Annotated in this window: 24 protein-coding genes and 1 other RNA gene; 1 reads left to right on the forward strand and 24 read right to left on the reverse strand. The window is 66.7% G+C overall.

From position 1 onward, the window contains the following. Window positions 1–114: 114 nt before the first annotated feature. Genes V6D91_RS10190 through V6D91_RS10200 form a run of 3 tightly spaced genes read right to left on the reverse strand, consistent with a single transcriptional unit; the run spans window position 115 to window position 4,374 of the window. Window positions 115–1,494 (reverse strand): phage minor head protein, encoded by a 1,380-nt coding sequence (locus V6D91_RS10190; RefSeq protein ID WP_347320178.1) that lies wholly within the window; start codon window positions 1,492–1,494, stop codon window positions 115–117. Further along, the gene (locus V6D91_RS10195; RefSeq protein WP_347320180.1) at window positions 1,484–3,052 is read right to left on the reverse strand and encodes a DUF935 domain-containing protein; all 1,569 of its coding nucleotides are present in this window, start codon (window positions 3,050–3,052) and stop codon (window positions 1,484–1,486) included. Before V6D91_RS10195 ends, V6D91_RS10190 begins: the two co-directional genes overlap by 11 nt. Continuing rightward, window positions 3,046–4,374: a terminase family protein gene (locus tag V6D91_RS10200; RefSeq protein ID WP_347320182.1), complete on the reverse strand. Its 1,329-nt coding sequence runs from the start codon at window positions 4,372–4,374 to the stop codon at window positions 3,046–3,048. The genes V6D91_RS10195 and V6D91_RS10200 overlap by 7 nt, the downstream gene beginning before the upstream one ends. Before the next feature lie 17 nt (window positions 4,375–4,391). Between V6D91_RS10200 and V6D91_RS10205 the strand changes: the two genes are divergently transcribed. Beyond that, window positions 4,392–4,607, forward strand: coding sequence for a hypothetical protein (locus V6D91_RS10205; RefSeq protein WP_347320184.1), 216 nt, complete (start codon window positions 4,392–4,394; stop codon window positions 4,605–4,607). Here the strand turns inward: V6D91_RS10205 and V6D91_RS10210 are convergent. The 21 genes from V6D91_RS10210 to V6D91_RS10310 form a co-directional block, all read right to left on the reverse strand. Further along, the gene (locus V6D91_RS10210; protein ID WP_347320186.1) at window positions 4,573–5,103 is read right to left on the reverse strand and encodes a phage protein Gp27 family protein; all 531 of its coding nucleotides are present in this window, start codon (window positions 5,101–5,103) and stop codon (window positions 4,573–4,575) included. The genes V6D91_RS10205 and V6D91_RS10210 overlap by 35 nt on opposite strands. Window positions 5,104–5,108: 5 nt before the next feature. Beyond that, window positions 5,109–5,414: a hypothetical protein gene (locus V6D91_RS10215; protein ID WP_347320188.1), complete on the reverse strand. Its 306-nt coding sequence runs from the start codon at window positions 5,412–5,414 to the stop codon at window positions 5,109–5,111. After that, window positions 5,401–5,799, reverse strand: a complete 399-nt coding sequence (locus V6D91_RS10220; RefSeq protein WP_347320190.1) for a hypothetical protein — start codon at window positions 5,797–5,799, stop codon at window positions 5,401–5,403. Before V6D91_RS10220 ends, V6D91_RS10215 begins: the two co-directional genes overlap by 14 nt. Further along, a complete protein-coding gene (locus V6D91_RS10225) occupies window positions 5,793–6,011 on the reverse strand; it encodes a hypothetical protein (protein ID WP_347320192.1) in 219 nt (72 codons plus the stop codon). The genes V6D91_RS10220 and V6D91_RS10225 overlap by 7 nt, the downstream gene beginning before the upstream one ends. 5 nt (window positions 6,012–6,016) lie before the next feature. Beyond that, complete coding sequence (locus V6D91_RS10230) at window positions 6,017–6,508, reverse strand: hypothetical protein (protein WP_347320194.1); 492 nt, start codon at window positions 6,506–6,508, stop codon at window positions 6,017–6,019. Then, the gene (locus V6D91_RS10235; RefSeq protein ID WP_347320196.1) at window positions 6,505–7,038 is read right to left on the reverse strand and encodes a lysozyme; all 534 of its coding nucleotides are present in this window, start codon (window positions 7,036–7,038) and stop codon (window positions 6,505–6,507) included. Before V6D91_RS10235 ends, V6D91_RS10230 begins: the two co-directional genes overlap by 4 nt. A gap of 71 nt (window positions 7,039–7,109) precedes the next feature. Next, entirely contained in the window at window positions 7,110–7,574 is a 465-nt protein-coding gene (locus V6D91_RS10240) for a Mor transcription activator family protein (RefSeq protein WP_347320197.1), read from the reverse strand. Further along, a complete protein-coding gene (locus V6D91_RS10245; protein WP_347320198.1) occupies window positions 7,571–7,930 on the reverse strand; it encodes a hypothetical protein in 360 nt (119 codons plus the stop codon). The genes V6D91_RS10240 and V6D91_RS10245 overlap by 4 nt, the downstream gene beginning before the upstream one ends. After that, entirely contained in the window at window positions 7,923–8,369 is a 447-nt protein-coding gene (locus V6D91_RS10250) for a hypothetical protein (protein ID WP_347320200.1), read from the reverse strand. Before V6D91_RS10250 ends, V6D91_RS10245 begins: the two co-directional genes overlap by 8 nt. Continuing rightward, window positions 8,366–8,590 (reverse strand): helix-turn-helix transcriptional regulator, encoded by a 225-nt coding sequence (locus V6D91_RS10255; protein ID WP_347320201.1) that lies wholly within the window; start codon window positions 8,588–8,590, stop codon window positions 8,366–8,368. Before V6D91_RS10255 ends, V6D91_RS10250 begins: the two co-directional genes overlap by 4 nt. A 3-nt stretch (window positions 8,591–8,593) precedes the next feature. Continuing rightward, a complete protein-coding gene (locus V6D91_RS10260) occupies window positions 8,594–9,007 on the reverse strand; it encodes a regulatory protein GemA (RefSeq protein WP_347320203.1) in 414 nt (137 codons plus the stop codon). After that, the gene (locus tag V6D91_RS10265; RefSeq protein WP_347320204.1) at window positions 9,000–9,248 is read right to left on the reverse strand and encodes a hypothetical protein; all 249 of its coding nucleotides are present in this window, start codon (window positions 9,246–9,248) and stop codon (window positions 9,000–9,002) included. The genes V6D91_RS10260 and V6D91_RS10265 overlap by 8 nt, the downstream gene beginning before the upstream one ends. Window positions 9,249–9,305: 57 nt before the next feature. Continuing rightward, complete coding sequence (locus V6D91_RS10270) at window positions 9,306–9,572, reverse strand: HU family DNA-binding protein (RefSeq protein WP_347320206.1); 267 nt, start codon at window positions 9,570–9,572, stop codon at window positions 9,306–9,308. Then, window positions 9,569–10,030 (reverse strand): hypothetical protein, encoded by a 462-nt coding sequence (locus V6D91_RS10275; protein WP_347320208.1) that lies wholly within the window; start codon window positions 10,028–10,030, stop codon window positions 9,569–9,571. The genes V6D91_RS10270 and V6D91_RS10275 overlap by 4 nt, the downstream gene beginning before the upstream one ends. Window positions 10,031–10,038: 8 nt before the next feature. Then, window positions 10,039–10,120: hammerhead ribozyme type II (locus V6D91_RS10280), an RNA gene on the reverse strand. Further along, entirely contained in the window at window positions 10,120–10,425 is a 306-nt protein-coding gene (locus tag V6D91_RS10285) for a hypothetical protein (protein ID WP_347320210.1), read from the reverse strand. The genes V6D91_RS10280 and V6D91_RS10285 overlap by 1 nt, the downstream gene beginning before the upstream one ends. Window position 10,426: 1 nt before the next feature. Beyond that, a complete protein-coding gene (locus tag V6D91_RS10290) occupies window positions 10,427–10,744 on the reverse strand; it encodes a helix-turn-helix transcriptional regulator (RefSeq protein WP_347320212.1) in 318 nt (105 codons plus the stop codon). After that, window positions 10,741–11,337, reverse strand: coding sequence for a hypothetical protein (locus V6D91_RS10295; protein ID WP_347320214.1), 597 nt, complete (start codon window positions 11,335–11,337; stop codon window positions 10,741–10,743). Before V6D91_RS10295 ends, V6D91_RS10290 begins: the two co-directional genes overlap by 4 nt. After that, the gene (locus V6D91_RS10300; protein WP_347320216.1) at window positions 11,337–12,071 is read right to left on the reverse strand and encodes an ATP-binding protein; all 735 of its coding nucleotides are present in this window, start codon (window positions 12,069–12,071) and stop codon (window positions 11,337–11,339) included. Before V6D91_RS10300 ends, V6D91_RS10295 begins: the two co-directional genes overlap by 1 nt. Window positions 12,072–12,125: 54 nt before the next feature. Continuing rightward, window positions 12,126–14,186 carry a DNA-binding protein gene (locus V6D91_RS10305; RefSeq protein ID WP_347320218.1) on the reverse strand — a complete coding sequence of 687 codons (2,061 nt, stop codon included), beginning with the start codon at window positions 14,184–14,186 and terminating at the stop codon, window positions 12,126–12,128. Continuing rightward, window positions 14,179–14,622 (reverse strand): hypothetical protein, encoded by a 444-nt coding sequence (locus tag V6D91_RS10310; RefSeq protein WP_347320219.1) that lies wholly within the window; start codon window positions 14,620–14,622, stop codon window positions 14,179–14,181. Before V6D91_RS10310 ends, V6D91_RS10305 begins: the two co-directional genes overlap by 8 nt.

A 14,622-nucleotide genomic window follows, 5' to 3' on the forward strand; every position in this document is an offset into this window, starting at 1 on the left:
GCGAGCGGACGGGCTATACTTGCCATTGAGCTTGGATGATGAGTCGTGGCAATGGGGTGTCCACGAGGTTGCGGCAGCCGTCGCAGATCGATGAGGGAGGTCCCCGCCCCTCCATCATCCAAGACCGCCAAACAGCAATTTCACGCTGCCCGCCTTAAGCCTGTTTTTCATTTCTTCCAGCGTGATGGTGTAGGCCGACACGGCAGCATTGGTCGCGCGCTTCGGTTTACCCGTCACGAAATCAACTTCCACAGCCAGCTGCGGCGCACGGCCATCAGCGCCATCAGCGCCATGGAGAATCCACAGCGGCTTGCCGCTTTTGAGATCAATAACAAGCGCCATCGCCTGCTGCCATAGATGCGGAAGCGCGCGCCATTGCGCCTCGGTCAATGCGTTGCCAGCGTCACTGTGCCGCCGCGCCTTGGGGCCATTTACGATGCCTGGCCGGACCATGACCTCGGCGCTTTGAGGAACGATACCGGCATCCATAAGGTATGCCAGATCACGCGTGCCGATCACGCCAAGCCAGCCAAGGCGATCACGCGCAACGCCTTGAAGGGCATCCTCGATCCATATCGACCAGCCTTTAAGCACAAGGTCATGCAAATCTTCGCGCGAGGCCGCGCCCACTGCGGCAGCGTAGGCTTCAATCTTGGCCTCAGCGGCATCCAAAAGCCCGCGCCATGCGGCTCCCGCCTTGCCAGGGTTATAGCTCCACCCCGCGTCCGGCAGCATCACGCTCTCGCGTCCGTCGCGGCCAATGATCTTGATGCCGGTCACCTCGCGCAGGTCGGGCGAGCCATCCGGCCGCTTGCCCGCCTGCACCTCGCGCGTGACCAGCATCCCTTCGCTGGACTCGACCTTCAGCCCTTCGCGGGCCAGGCGATACTCGGAGAGCGCGCGCACGCGGCAGCGGCAGTTCCAGCCGTTGGGTGGGTAGAGGTGATCCCAGATCGGATCATCCGCGCGCCACACGCGGCCATGCAGGGCGGCATGGGTCGGGCGGGTGCGTGAGTCACGCACCGCGACATACTGCCAATAGGGGCGCGCGCCGCGCCGGGCCAGCTCGACCTGCGCCTTGTAGCGTCCGGCCATGTAGGCCGTCTGCATGTTCTGACGGTAGATGAGCTTGAGGCGGCGCGGGCTGCCCCACTCGACCGGGCGGCCGGTGGCGGGGTCGTAGGTCTCCAGCACCTCGCCGGTGGCCTTGTCGATGGCCTGGCCCCACCAGCCCTTGGCCTGGAGGATCGGGGTCAAGCCCTTGATGAACGCCTGCTCGGTGCGCCCCTCCTTCAGGGCCGCTTGGAGCGCGCTGTAGATGTCGTGGAGGATGTCCAGCTTGGCAAGCCGCGCCACGGTGAAGGCCTTGGCATGCTGCGCCTGCCACAGCTCACGCCAGTCGCCGGTGGTGACCAGCCCCTTACCCTCGAAGTAGCGGATGGCCTCCTCCGGCGGCAGGCCGATGGCATAGCCAAGGTCGATCTCAGGCTTCACCCTGCGCCTCCAGCCGCCCGGCAAGCTCCAGCGCAAACATGGCGCGGGCCAGCGCCTCGGTCAGAAGGTCGGCATCCATGGCCGGATAGGCCTGGGCCACGGCCTCCAGCGCTTGCTCCGGGCTCATCCCCTCACGCAGGGCGGCCAGCAGCGGGCGGATCATCGCCTGGGCCTGATCATGCAGGCCGGGCGGCTCCAGCGTATCGAGCGCATCCTGTACATCGCGCGGCGCGGCCGGATCGGCCTTCAGGGCCACCCCACGGCAGCCATCGCAGGCGCAGCCCATGCGCCGCGCGGCCGTGGCGCTCGTCGCCCCGGCCGGCTCCAGCACCGGCTCATCCGCCTCGGCCTCCGGGATGCGCAGCTTTTCATGCACCCAGCGCGCGGGGATGCGCAGCCCGGTCTGCACCAGCTTGGGCAGGGCGTCGGCCATGGCCGCCAGGTCCTCGGCCTCCCCGGTATCGAACACCAGCCTGGGCAGGCGTTGCAGGCGGGTATTGAGGCGGGCCAGCGGGGTGATGAGGTCGCGGGTCAGGCTGCGGGCGATCAGGCGTAGGTCGGCCGCGAGGATGTCGCGGCGCACCTCGTTATGGGTCTTGGCCGCCGCATAGCTGCCCTTGCCATCCACGCTGGTGGTCAGCGTGCCGCCCAGCACCGCCTTGCTGATGGCCTCCTCTGCCCAACTGATCATCGCCATGAACGGATCGGCGGCCCCGCTGGCGGCCTGCTGGAACTCGATGGCCATGCCCTCCGGAAGGATGCCCGCGGCCGCGTGGCCGATGTTGACCACGGCCTGCATCAGGGTCGCCTTCTCCTCATCCGTCGCCCCGGACGGATAGCGCCCCAGGCGCAGCGGCAGGCCGTAGATTTCCAGGAACTCTGCCAAATCACGCGCGGTCAGGTTGCGGAACAGGAAGGGCCAGCCCAGCACGCGCACCAGTCCAGCGCGGGTCAGGTAGCCGGACTTGGCCGGGTGATGATGGACGATCCAGCCCCATGGCCGCAGCGCCTCTCCGCCCTGCGCCTCGGTGCGCAGGCGCAGCGTGCTGCGGTCATCCTCCGCGACCATGAACCAGTCGGATGGGCGGGCATGCGGCATGCAGCGCCACTGTCCCTCGCTCTGTTTCCACTCGAGCTCGATGCAGGTATAGCCCGGCAGGATGGCCTGGCCCAGGTCGAGGATCAGCTGGTCGAAGTCCAGCTCCTCGCGCAGGATGGCCTCAAGCTCGGCGCACTCGGCCTTCTCGGCGGCCGAGGCCCCGGCGGGGGGGACCAGCATCCAGTCGGCGGTCAACAGGGCCAGGCGGCGCTTCGAGAGTTCCGCGAAGATATGCGCGTCCTTTTCCTCCATGTCCTCCGCCAGGCGCGCCTGGGCGGTCAGGTCACCCTGTTCGGCCTCCTCGTACAGGCGCGCGAGCTTGGCCGGGGTCAGCCCGCGCGTGGGGTGGTCCTGAAACTCACTGCGCAGGCCAGACAGGCGCGCCGTCTGTGGCTCGCGGGCCAGCTCGGCGGGCTTGATGGGCTGGCCATCGGGGCCAAGGATGCGTGGGCTTACCATAGGCCAACCTCGCGTGTCGAGAGATCACGGGTGATGGAGGGGGCGCGGCCTGTCATGGACTCTGGCGTCGCGGCCTCGAACGGCCCGATCACCAGCCGCCCGCGTGTGTCTGCCGCGCCGCAGGCCAGGGCCAGCGCCCAGAAACGGTCGGCGTGGCCGTTGCCATTGCGCTCGGCCGTAAGGCGCGGCGCGCCGGTCGCGCCCATCTCGCGCTTGACGCTGTGCAGGTCGGCCCGCAGCTCCGGCCGGGCCGGGATGCGGATGGCGCGATCCTCGAACCGCTGCTTGAGCGCGGTGGCCAGGTCCAACTTGCGCGCGGCCGAGAACAGCACGCCCTCGATGCGCAGCATGCCGTGGCGGCGCTTGGCCTCCTGCACCGACATTTCGCCCAAGCCGGTCTGGTCGAGGGCGGCGCGGGTCACGCGGTACTGACTCATGATGCGGTCGAGCTCCGCGAGCTGCTCGGCAAAGCGGGTCCGCCGCAGCTCGATGATCTCGCGGCAGTGCAGCACATCGCCCACCTCCTCGAGCACGGCGATCACCGTGAGGTCACCACGCGCGGCGAAGTCCATACCGACAAAGCACGGCCCGCCGTCGTAGGGGCCAGGCTCGGGCACCTCACAGGCCGCGATCAGCTCATAGGGCAGCCAGGATGATGCCGCATCGACGAACTGACACTCGAATTCCTGTGCCCAGGCCTCCGGGTCGTTCATCGCCCGCCTCAGCTCCTCCACGTCGCGCGGCAGGCCGTCACGAACCGCATCATGGATGGTCACCACATGGCGGCTGAAGATGCTCTCCTGCGCGGTCATGATCTCGTGGAACTTGTCGCCCACGCCGTTGGGCGTGCTGATCACGCGCAGCTTCAGGCCGGGCTTGGAGACGACCGGCAAGAGCGCTGTCCAGATGGCGCGGTTGTCCTGATGATGGGCGAACTCGTCGAGGATCAGGTTGTCGGACATGCCGCGCGCGGTGGACGGCTTGCTGGCAATCGCCCGGATGTAGCTTCCGCCAGGCAGCTTGACCACGTGCGCCAGCTCATCATGCTCAAAGGGTAGGTCGAGGGCCTCAAACGCCTGTTTGAAGGCCCTTAAATGCAGCTTCACGCCGTTGTCCATCGCATCCAGCGCGCGGTCGCGGGAGACCGAGAGGATCGTCCAGCGCGCCACGCGCCCCTCGGCCTCGGCCTCGAGCACGTCCAGCACGGCCTCCAGGGTGGTGGTGAAGGTCTTGCCGGTCTGGCGGCTCCACATCCCCGCCTTGAAGCGTGCAGCATCGCGCAGATAGCGCTGCTGGTAGGGGTAGAGGATGGGCGAACTCATGTGCTAGCCTCAGCAACATGAAGAACGTCATCATTCGCCGCGTGATCCAAGCCATGCCGCAAGGCATGGGGCTTGGTTTTTCGTCCGGCGCAGAGCGGATTGCCGAGGCCGCGGCCAAGGTCAAGGCTCCGGGGCGCAGTGATCTGTCCGCGCTGCGCTCGGACTGGATGAAACTTGGTGGTGATTTCCGTGGCGCGCTCAGCTGCCATACAACGCCTCCCGCACGGCCTTGAGCGTCTCCGCATCGAGCCGCCGGCCAGCCTTCGATGCGGCGCGCTCCACCTCGTCGAGCTTCGCCCGCACCTCCTCAGCCCATTTCTTCTGCCCGATGCTCGCGCGGCTCGCTTCGGCAATCGCACGCGCGGCATGGGCCAGCAGCCGGACCCGATCCGCCGGCTCCATGTCCTCGGCCTCGCGGAGGGCCAGCATGGCGTCGAACAGGCTGGTCTGGAGCATCGAGAGCACCGCCGCGCTGCGATGATCGGCCTCATCCGGCGCGGCCTTGGCGAGCAGAAGCGCAGCCTCGGTGCTATCGCGAATGTCCTGGAGGCGCTCCTGGAGCTTCTGCCCATAGCGCGCGATGGCACTGCGGCTGATGGCCACGCCGTGGGCCTCGAGGATCATCTTCTCGAGCTGGTCATAGCCGGAGAATCCACGCTCGATCAGCAGGCGGTCGATGGCCTCGCGCACCTCGGGCGGAAGTTGACTGATGCGGTCGCGGGGCGGCATGGGACTCACCAATATTTCACCGGCCGCGCAATACCCGCCGGGCAGTCGGCCGTGTACTCCACCACATCCATGCCCGCCTTGGTGATCTCCGCCACCCACCCGCCATCCGGCAGGCGTTTGACGTGCGCCATGCCCGCGGACTCCAGGAAGTGCAGGTGCGTGCGCACATCCGAGGCCGTGGCCTTGATGGGTACCGCCTCGAGGACGGACAACACCAGGCGCTCGGCGACCGGGATACCCGCGCCGTGATAGAGCGCGGAGAGGACGATCCAGCGTGCGGTCTCGCGTTCCGATTGCTCAATGGTTTTCATGACCTTTCCCCATGATGATGTTGGTGAGAGCGTCGAGCTTGGCGTTGACCAGGGCCTCGGCGCGGATGTGATCCTCGCGGCGCACGAACTGATCGATCCGCGCGCCCACGGCATCGATGCGCGCAAGCACCACGGTCGTCTCGCGGATGGCATCCTCGCGCCGCTGGTAGTGCATGGGCAGCTCGATCATGAGCTTCTTGAGGTCGGCATCCACCCGGGTGACCTCCGCCGCCACCTCATCGATGCGCGCCAGCCGCCGGTCCAGCTCGCTGATCAGGCGTATGGCCATCGTGCGCACCGTCCACACGGCCGCGCCGATCATGCCGCTGACCAAAAGCACGGCCAGCGGGACGATCCAGCCCGGGATGACGGCCTCCGTCACCATGACCGCACCCCGCCTTCCCGCGCGATGGCGTCCTGCTCGCGCTGCCAGTCATCCCGGCAGTGGGCATCACACCAGCGGCGGCCATCCTTGAGCGGCGCGCCACAGTAGTAGCACTCGCCACAGGCCGGCGGCCCCTCCGGGGCGCGTGTGCTCAAGGCTTGCGCCTGAAACAGCGTCTCCACGGCCTGCGCCTTATCGATCCAGTCGCCCATCCGTCTCACTCCTCAACCACACCGTCAGGGCATGGCACTGCTCCATACAGGCATGCAGGCGGGATGCCGTCTCCACGTAGGCCGACAACAGGCTGCCCAGGCTCGCGTCCTCCGGCGCCACCGGCGCCGGGCAGGGCGTCATCAGGGGCACAGGGGCAGGCCGCGCCATCCGCGCCTCGAGCTGCGGCATGGGCGAGGCACAGGCCGCAAGCATCAAGGCGGCAGTCGCGATAGACAGGTTTCTCCACATGCTTCACCACCGTCTTCATGAGCTGCTGCGCGCGCCCCTGCATCGCCTGCTGGCGCGCGGCATGGGCACGCAGAATCTCGGCATCGATGGCCGCCTGCTCGACCGCCTGGGCAATGGCGCGCTCCACCGCGGCCAGGCGCTCGGTCTTGGCTGCCGCCTCCGCATCCGCCCGGCCTTTGAGATAGCCGCCGCCGACCAGTGCGACCAGCACCAGCCCCGCGCCCATCACCTCGACCAGCGGATTCATCGGGCCGCCTCGACCATCGGTGCCCCTTCGCGGCACAGGCGATGTTCGGCCTGCCGCCGCTTGACGAGGCCGGGCAACTCGCGCCCGCCGGCTTTGGTCCAGCGCAGCATCTCATCGCACGCGGCGGCATACAGCCGCTCCCTCTCCCCCTGGGAGTGGGTTGGGGTGAGGGTCTCCCGCAGGCGCTTGACCAGGGTTGATCGGCAAAATGCGCTCGGCCCGATGTTGTAGGCCAGGCTCACGAAGGCATCCCACTCATGCGGGTAGAGCGGCACATCGCCGATGCAGGCGCGCATGCGCTGCTGGATGGCCTCGGCATCCACCGCCAAGCGCACCACCGCCCGTTCCGGCGTGGTGGTATCACCCGCCTTCACCGGGCTGCCATCGGCGCGGGTGGTGGTGCCAAAGCCGACGGTCTGCACCCCCACGCCATCGTCATAGGCGCGCGAGCGGTAGCCCTCATGCACGGCCATGCCGGCCAGGCCCAGGGCCGAAAGGGTCAGGGAGGCGGCAAGCAGGCGGGTTTTCAAGGGCGCGCTTCCAAAAATGCACACGCCCCGGATTTTCCGGGGCGTAGCATCATCAGACAGCATGAAAGGCTTCAGTAGAGAGGTAATGTTTGTTGAGCCGCATCCCGCTCTCGGTAGGAATCAGGATGGATTTTAAGAATATTCCAGATATGCCGATCCGAGAGTTTATGCATTGGAGCCATCATAGCGATGGCATGATTGGCGCTCATCCCGCGCTTGATCATCTCATCAAACTGCTGATGGATGATTCGATTCCTGGCACGCAGCAAGGCCTCGGCACAGCGCGGAATATAGAGCTTTTCCCTTGCATAGTGCTCGCAGAGCTTTTTGGCGATATCGACGCCGACCTTTTCAGCCAGCATCGTGAACCGCAACTCGCCCATGGCATTTTTACCCACGGGCATGGGAAAGGTTGTTCCGCCCAGCTTTTCCACCAGCAGGATGGTATCCGGCAGGCCGATCAGGGCCACGATCTGCCGTGCCGTGGCCGGCAAATCGTGCGACTCGATCAGGTCAAAAAACCGATTATCCATCATGCCCCAGCCTTGAGTTTTAGCATCAATTCACTGATCGAAACCATGGCCTGGGCGCGCGCCTCGTCTGAGCGCACGGATTTAGGCAGGGCTTGCATGGGCTCGCGCATGGGCAGCACTTCGAGCAGCTGCGCCGGCGCGGGCCAGCGGGTCACGCGGCCTGACAGGAGGCGAAAGGCGGTTTCAAGGCGCGCCGTATCGACCGCCTCGATCCACACCCGGCCATACCAGAGCGCATCCACCCACACCGCCCGGCAGGCGGCCGCGGTCTGCGCATCCGGAGGGGTGCCTGGCAGCTGCAGGGCCGCCAGGCGAACCAGGCCCACGGCAATGGACTGCTCAAACCATGGCTCAGCCATCGGGCATCACCCCAAGGAAGCCAGCCATGGCCTGGGCGGTGCGTGAGGATGGCACGGCCGCCCGCTCTATGCGCGGGATGGGCGCGGCCTCGCCACGCGCGGCCACGCTCTCGATCACCTTGATCAGATAGGCATGGCTGTCCAGTGGGCGGACATCGCCCGCATCGCGCTTGCTGCGCATGGCCTCGATGGTGATGACCAGCGCGCGTTCCAACACATCGGGCGCGGCCAGCGCGGTGGCCTCACGCGCGATGCGCAAGGCCCGATCCCATGCCAGCGCGCGCTTGGCCGGCCGCCACAGGCCGAGATACTGGACCATCGCGCGCCCAAGCCCGGCGGGAAGTCCAGCCAGAAGGCCGAACAGCTCGCGCGCGGCCTCATCCTCCACCCAGGCTTCCAGGGCGGCTTCGGCATGGCACACCGGGCAGCGCAACCTCATGGGCGCACCTCATCCCCTGTGGCCCGATCACGTAAGACAAGCTCAAGCCCTAGCGCCTCGGCAATATCGCAGGCCGCATGCAGCGGTATGGCCCGCCGCATGTTTTCATACATCAGGATGCTATTGCGGTGGTATCCACTGATGACGGCCACTTCTTCGCTGGTCAGTTTCATCGATTGGCGGCGCTGGCGGAGTGCCAACATAATCTCCTTGCGATTCATCGATTACCTCCGCTTGTCGTATTGCAACGCCGCAATCACCTTGGCAAGCTGCCGTGCATCGCACCATTCCAGCCGTTCCACCCCGCACACCCGTTTGGCAATGGCCTCGGCATAACTCCACGGCACGGCATGACCTTGGCGGCTGGCCTTGTCGGCCAGCAGGGCCTCGATCTTGGCAAGCTGGGCCTTGCGTCCTGACCGTACCTTGGGCTCGCGCCCCGCGCTTTTGGGCGCGGCCGGTCGCCAGCCCTTGTCGATCAGCTCGTTGAGCACGCTTACCAGCTGCGCCACGCTCATGTCCTTGCTGCTTTCCGCTCCATGCCGGCGCAGGATGGCGCGGTAGTCGTCATCCGCCATGCCCAGCTGCCCCTTGGCGATGTGGATCTTCTGGATCAGGGCCTGCCTGCGCTCACGCATCGCCATCCTCCAGGCTGTAGGACCACAGCCGCACTCCGCCCGGCGCCCCCGACGGGTTGGGCACCACCTCCAGTCGGGAGCGCACCGGCACGCCATTGGCGCGCAGCTCGGCGATGATCGAGTTCACCGCGCAGACCTTGGCACCCTGAACGATCTCCATCGTCGTGTACCACCCGCCTTGCCTAAGCAAGGCCAGTACGCGCTGGAGGCGGCTTGATGTTTCGAGCTTGGCGGCTTTCATGTCACGTCCTCACGCTTCGCTTGATCAAGCCCGAGGCACCCCGGGCTTGGGCAAACGTCAGTCGATGGCGCGCTTGAGCTGGGCGGCGGGCTTGAAGGCCAGCGCCTTGCGCGCCGGAATGACGATCGCCTCGCCGGTCTTGGGGTTGCGGCCCTTGCGCTCGGCGCGCTCAACGATCTTCAGCACCCCCACCCCAGGGATGCGGCATTCGCCATACTCGGCCAGCACGATGGCCACGGCCTGGCCAAAGCGGCTGATCTCATCCCGGGCACGGGCGCGGGTGATGGACGAGACGGATGTCATGGCATCGATCAGTGGATTCATGCGGCTTTTCCTCGCTTCTTGGCAGACAGGTCTTTGAAGGTGATGGACACGGATTCCTTGATCTCCAGGCAGGCGCGCAGGGTCTCCGCCAGCGGATGATCGGCGTCGGCGGCCATGGCGATCAGCTTCTCGGTGGGCTGGTACTCGACCCTGATGTCCACAAGGTCGGCAAAGCGCTTGCCCAGCGCCGCCTTCAGCGCGGCTTCATCGCTCACGACGACCTGCTGCCGCAGGATCACCTGCGCCTCGGCCAGGTCATCCACGCTGATCACGGTCTCCGGCGGAACCAGCTGCTTGAGCTCGGTCTTGATCTCGCTGACCCGGCGGGTCCGCGGCTTGGCCTCGGCTTCCGCCTTCAGCCCGTCCAGCACAAGCTCCACCACGCGCTCGGGCGCGGGGCTGGCCTCGCCGGTCCGTTTGTCCACGACCACGCCGTGGGGTAGGGGTTTTCGTTTCATGGGTTTCCTCTTGGCTGCTCATCAGGCCCGGATCACCACACCCGGGCGACAGGGCATGCCGCGTGGAGGGGCGGCCGCCCTGTTTCGCATCAGTGGCCCTGCACCTCCCACTCGATTCGGCAGCCGCAGCGCTGCACCTGCATGCGCCGCACCCGGCCATGCGGCCCGCCCATGTAGGCGTAGGCATAGGCCGTGCCGAGCTCCCTGTTGCGCGGGCTGACCTGGATGGTGATCACCGGCATGGGGCGGTTGGCATCCACCTCCAGCACGGTCAGGCTCAGGCCATTGAGCAGCTCGATGGCCTCGCGCAGGCAGCGCAGGCGGCGTTGAACCTCCTCGTTCAGCACCGGGCGGCGATGGGCGCGTGCGTGGTGGTGTTGAGTGGCGACGTGCATGTCAGTCCTCCTGATTCATGTTGTTCGGGCAGGCGCGGCAGGCGCGCCACAGGCGCACCCGCATCGGGTTGGTGGGGATCAGCTCAGTGCGCTGATGGGCAATGCAGGTTTGGCGTTGGACGGTGCCAAGCACCGGGCACTCGACCGTGTGGTGCATCAAGGCGCCTTCAACGGCCGCCTGAATGCGCTTTAAATCCCCCTTATAGGTACCGGAAAGCACCTGGGAAATGGCTGCTGGTGAATAGCCGATATTCTTGGCCACGGCCTTTTGGCTTGAGGCCTGGCAGGCCTCGCGTAAAAGCTCAATCCATGCGCTCATTCGACGCCCTCCGGTTTAATCGGATACGCCGTCTGGGTATTCGGGTCGAAAACCTCCCCTTTCGGCTTTCTCCAGCGGGGTGCATAGGGGCCGGTATCACGCATCAGCACATAGCGCGAGCTCGCCCCGCGGCGGCCGCGTGTCGAGCCTTGCGCATCGATGCGGATCAGGTATCCGGTTTCGCGTAAAACCGCGCAGTATTTGGTAATGGCCTTGTAGGCCCAGCGCTCATCGCGGCTCGCCATCACGGTCAACCTGGCAAGGTCGAACTTGCGCATCACCCGCATGGCGGCCCAGGCGCGCTGCATCAGGCTGTCCCGGCGCGGGGCAGTGGGGCCGATGGGCCCGCGCGGCCCGCGGAACACATCCACCCCCTCGGCGGCGGCCTTCCGCCCGGCCTCGGTCAGGGCATAGCAGTGATGCCGCACATGGCGCGCCAGGCCGTTACGGCGCAGCACCTGGCAGGCGTCCGACACCTGCGCCCCGGTCAGCCCCGCCATCTCGGCCAGGCGCTCCACGGTGCCGCAGTCTTCCCCGCGCGCGGCCAACTCGCCCATGGCGGTCAAAAGGCGCGTGGCAATGTGGTGGCGCATCACACCCGCCCCCGCACGGTCACGCTTGCGCGGCGCTGCCAGTCATGCACCAGCCGCTGCTTGCCGATCATCGAAAGCTCGACCAGCTTGGCGCCACTGGCCTTGCCCACGCGCTCGACCTGCGCGATGGCATTCATCACCTCGCGCAGACGCCCGGCGGCCTGGCGGTGAATCTCCGCCACCAGGTCATCCGCGACGCCCACCTCGCACACGGTGTCACAGCAGACGCGGACATCCTCGACCGTGGCGGCGCTGAAGTGGACCACGGCGGCAATGCGGCTCGAAATCTGCGCAAACCGCGCGATCTTGGCCTGAACATGCTCCATGCCGACCAGCACCGTGGTCACCTCGGTCATGTCGGTCAGATCGCGGACGGACTCCAGCACGCGCGAGTCATGCAGCGCATGCTCCACCTCATCGATCACCAGCGGGCGCGGGTCGCGGGCCAGCACGCCCATCGCCTGGGCAAACAGGTCCTCGCTGCGGCGCGCCGGGGCGTGGCCAAGCTCGCGTACCAGCTCGGTCAGCATCCAGTGCGGGGTGTAGCTGGCCTTGGCGCGCAGGTACACGGCCCCATGCTGGGCCGCCCACCACTGCACCGTGGAGGTCTTGCCATAGCCGGGGTCGCCCGTGACCAGCAGCATGCTGGCCTCGGAAGCGCCGCGCTCATCGACAACCTGAACGCCGCCCAAAAACTTTTCGACGTTGCTGGTGATTGCAAAACGATGTCTCATCTGTGCTATGCTCCTCTGTGCACGAATCAGCCATGGATGGCGTCCATGGATGGATCAACCCGCCCGGCTCCACCCGGGCGCGGCCTCAAAATCCCCACCCTCCAGAATCTGCACACGCAGACGGAAGGCCGGGGAGGTCTCAAACAGGCGACTCAGGTAATCGCGCTGCACATCGTTCAGCGCGTCAGGGTCGCGTTTACTCAGGCGGTACAGGTCCAGCGGATCGGTGATGGTGGTCACGGCCGGCTCCACGGCCTCGGCCGCCTGCATTCGCGCAAGCTCCGCGCGGCCGCGTGCGCGGGCAAGCTCGGTCGCCTCATCGATTTCAGGTACGGCCGGGGTGAAGAGCCCATCCAGCACCTGCCCGACCTGATGCTCCAGCTGGATGCCCGTGACCGTGGCCCCGGTGAGGCGCTCGATCTGCTCGACCTTGCGCCGCACCTGCGCCTGGCGGCGCTTCTCGCGGCCAATATCGAGCACGCTGTCGGGCATGTAGGGCGAAGCGTTGCCATCGCGCACGGCCACGGCCAGCAGCCGGCCTTCGCGGTCGTGCACCCACACCCGCGAGCCATCGCGGATGTCGTAGGCCACCTCCACCTGCCGCTCGTCGCCCTCGAGCATCGCCAGCTCGGGCGCGTAATAGCGCAGGTTGAACAGCCGCACCTCGCCGCGATGCGTGGTGCGCATCAGGCGTGGGCGCAGCATCATGCCGAGCATCTCGGCATCGATCGTCTCCGGCGCCCAGCCGCTCGCCTCGTACTGCGCCCATACCTGATCCGGGCTCAGCCCGCCCAGGCTCGAATGGGGCTCCGCGTTGTAGTGCGCCACCGCCTGCTGGCAGAGGTCCACAAACTCGGCCCAGCCGATGATGTGCCGCGCCCGTCCGGCCAGTGCCAGCTCGCGGCGGCTGATCTTGTGGACGCGGCTCTTGGCCTCGGCATCCATGCCCGCGCCGATGAAGCTTGGAAGCTGCCTGGCCAGGCGCACCCATACCGTCTGATGGATGCGCTCGATCACCCCGCGCGCCTGCGAGTTGTACGGAATCGAGTGCCTCAGCTCGATGCCGAGCCGATCCAGCGCGCCTTGCACGGCCTGGTTTTTGTAGCCGCGCCCATTGTCCACATACAGCACCGCCGGGATGCCGCAGGCCGCCACACCAAGGCGCAGACCATCCAGCACGGCCAGCGCCGACTCGGCCAGCTCCACGCTCCAGCCCACGATGCGGCGGGTGCGGATGTCGGCATAGGTGGTGATCTCCGGGCGGAACACCCGCCCCGGATAGAGCGGATGCTGCACCTCGGCATCGAAGGTATGCCCGTCCGCCGTCCAGATGTCGTTGGGCTGCAGATGCTCGAAGCTGCGGCGGCGGAAGGGGAGCAGGTTTTTCAGCTCGCGTGGCCCCATGCGGCCCTGCTCGCGGGCCTCCGGGGCGAGCCTGGCCAGGAAGCGCCGCACCTGATGGATGCTCGGCGCCTCCCCCTTCAAACCGGCCTTGAAGGCACGGTAAGCATCCTCCACCGACGGCTTGGTCGGCTTCTGGTAATGGGTAAGAAAAGCCCCGGCCCAGGCGGGTATGTCGAGCACCTTCTGGCGGCGCCCAGGGATCAGCCCAGCCTCGCCCGCCTTCTTGAAGGTGCCCATCCACAGCACCAGCGTGCGCGGCGCGATCACATGCCCATCGCGCGGCCGGTCGTTCGCCTGGCGGGCGGCCTCCATCAGGCGCTCATCGGCCTGCCCAAGGCGCAGAAGCTCGGCCAGATGCCTGGCCGCGGCCGTGGCACTCATATCACCATCAGCGGCCATGCGCTCGATGGCGCGGCACAGCATGGCTCGCGCCGCCGCCGTGAGCCGCTGATCGTCCGTGACCTGGTCATGGCGCACGGCCACGGCCTTCGTTCCGCTCGAAGGCGCAACCTCCACCACTGCCCGCCGCGCAATCAGCGCCGCGCGTGTCTCGGGTGGGAAGCTGGTGATGTGGTACTCAAGGCCGCCACCGCGACCAGACCTTTTTCTGGCTTTCCAGGCATCGCGCTTGGCTATGTCACGAATTGCGCGATCTGTCCCAGGAAGACCAGGGAGCCCGGCAATATCCTTGGCGGTAAACCAATCAGTCATGATCGATCTCCCCCATCAGGCTCTTGAGTTGCCTGATCCTGCGTGCCGCCTCATCGCGCTGGCGCTCGAGGCGCCCAAGCTCGGCAGTGAGGGCTTCGCGGCCAATCAGCAGGCGGCCGCCGCGGATATCCGCCAACCAGGCGGTCAGCACATGGCTCTCGCACACAGCCTCCAGTGCCGGCGCAAGGTAGAACGGCAGGTTGTGATCTTCCCGTGCATCGGAGGCATAGGCATCGAGCATGTTCTTGCTCAAATCCTTGCCCGTCAGTCGGCTGACACGCGCCGCCACCTCATAGCGGTCAATCGCCGCGCCGCGCAGTATTTCACTCACCATGTGCGCAACCTGCGGGCGGTAGTCCATCGTCCCTGGCAGCTCGGGCGCAGGCTCTGGCACATCAAAAAGATCGAGCGTGAAAGTATCTTTGACGCGCTTCAT

This window comes from Thiofaba sp. EF100 (assembly GCF_039822285.1).
Lineage (GTDB): Bacteria > Pseudomonadota > Gammaproteobacteria > Halothiobacillales > Halothiobacillaceae > Thiofaba.

Bases quoted from the DNA above. Each gene is read 5' to 3' on its own strand.
- V6D91_RS10195 (WP_347320180.1), bottom strand. From the start codon at position 3,052: ATGGTAAGCCCACGCATCCTTGGCCCCGATGGCCAGCCCATCAAGCCC.
- V6D91_RS10200 (WP_347320182.1), bottom strand. From the start codon at position 4,374: ATGAGTTCGCCCATCCTCTACCCCTACCAGCAGCGCTATCTGCGCGAT.
- V6D91_RS10205 (WP_347320184.1), top strand. From the start codon at position 4,392: ATGAAGAACGTCATCATTCGCCGCGTGATCCAAGCCATGCCGCAAGGC.
- V6D91_RS10210 (WP_347320186.1), bottom strand. From the start codon at position 5,103: ATGCCGCCCCGCGACCGCATCAGTCAACTTCCGCCCGAGGTGCGCGAG.
- V6D91_RS10215 (WP_347320188.1), bottom strand. From the start codon at position 5,414: ATGAAAACCATTGAGCAATCGGAACGCGAGACCGCACGCTGGATCGTC.
- V6D91_RS10220 (WP_347320190.1), bottom strand. From the start codon at position 5,799: ATGGTGACGGAGGCCGTCATCCCGGGCTGGATCGTCCCGCTGGCCGTG.
- V6D91_RS10225 (WP_347320192.1), bottom strand. From the start codon at position 6,011: ATGGGCGACTGGATCGATAAGGCGCAGGCCGTGGAGACGCTGTTTCAG.
- V6D91_RS10230 (WP_347320194.1), bottom strand. From the start codon at position 6,508: ATGAATCCGCTGGTCGAGGTGATGGGCGCGGGGCTGGTGCTGGTCGCA.
- V6D91_RS10240 (WP_347320197.1), bottom strand. From the start codon at position 7,574: ATGATGGATAATCGGTTTTTTGACCTGATCGAGTCGCACGATTTGCCG.
- V6D91_RS10245 (WP_347320198.1), bottom strand. From the start codon at position 7,930: ATGGCTGAGCCATGGTTTGAGCAGTCCATTGCCGTGGGCCTGGTTCGC.
- V6D91_RS10250 (WP_347320200.1), bottom strand. From the start codon at position 8,369: ATGAGGTTGCGCTGCCCGGTGTGCCATGCCGAAGCCGCCCTGGAAGCC.
- V6D91_RS10255 (WP_347320201.1), bottom strand. From the start codon at position 8,590: ATGAATCGCAAGGAGATTATGTTGGCACTCCGCCAGCGCCGCCAATCG.
- V6D91_RS10260 (WP_347320203.1), bottom strand. From the start codon at position 9,007: ATGCGTGAGCGCAGGCAGGCCCTGATCCAGAAGATCCACATCGCCAAG.
- V6D91_RS10265 (WP_347320204.1), bottom strand. From the start codon at position 9,248: ATGAAAGCCGCCAAGCTCGAAACATCAAGCCGCCTCCAGCGCGTACTG.
- V6D91_RS10270 (WP_347320206.1), bottom strand. From the start codon at position 9,572: ATGAATCCACTGATCGATGCCATGACATCCGTCTCGTCCATCACCCGC.
- V6D91_RS10275 (WP_347320208.1), bottom strand. From the start codon at position 10,030: ATGAAACGAAAACCCCTACCCCACGGCGTGGTCGTGGACAAACGGACC.
- V6D91_RS10285 (WP_347320210.1), bottom strand. From the start codon at position 10,425: ATGCACGTCGCCACTCAACACCACCACGCACGCGCCCATCGCCGCCCG.
- V6D91_RS10290 (WP_347320212.1), bottom strand. From the start codon at position 10,744: ATGAGCGCATGGATTGAGCTTTTACGCGAGGCCTGCCAGGCCTCAAGC.
- V6D91_RS10295 (WP_347320214.1), bottom strand. From the start codon at position 11,337: ATGCGCCACCACATTGCCACGCGCCTTTTGACCGCCATGGGCGAGTTG.
- V6D91_RS10300 (WP_347320216.1), bottom strand. From the start codon at position 12,071: ATGAGACATCGTTTTGCAATCACCAGCAACGTCGAAAAGTTTTTGGGC.
- V6D91_RS10305 (WP_347320218.1), bottom strand. From the start codon at position 14,186: ATGACTGATTGGTTTACCGCCAAGGATATTGCCGGGCTCCCTGGTCTT.
- V6D91_RS10310 (WP_347320219.1), bottom strand. From the start codon at position 14,622: ATGAAGCGCGTCAAAGATACTTTCACGCTCGATCTTTTTGATGTGCCA.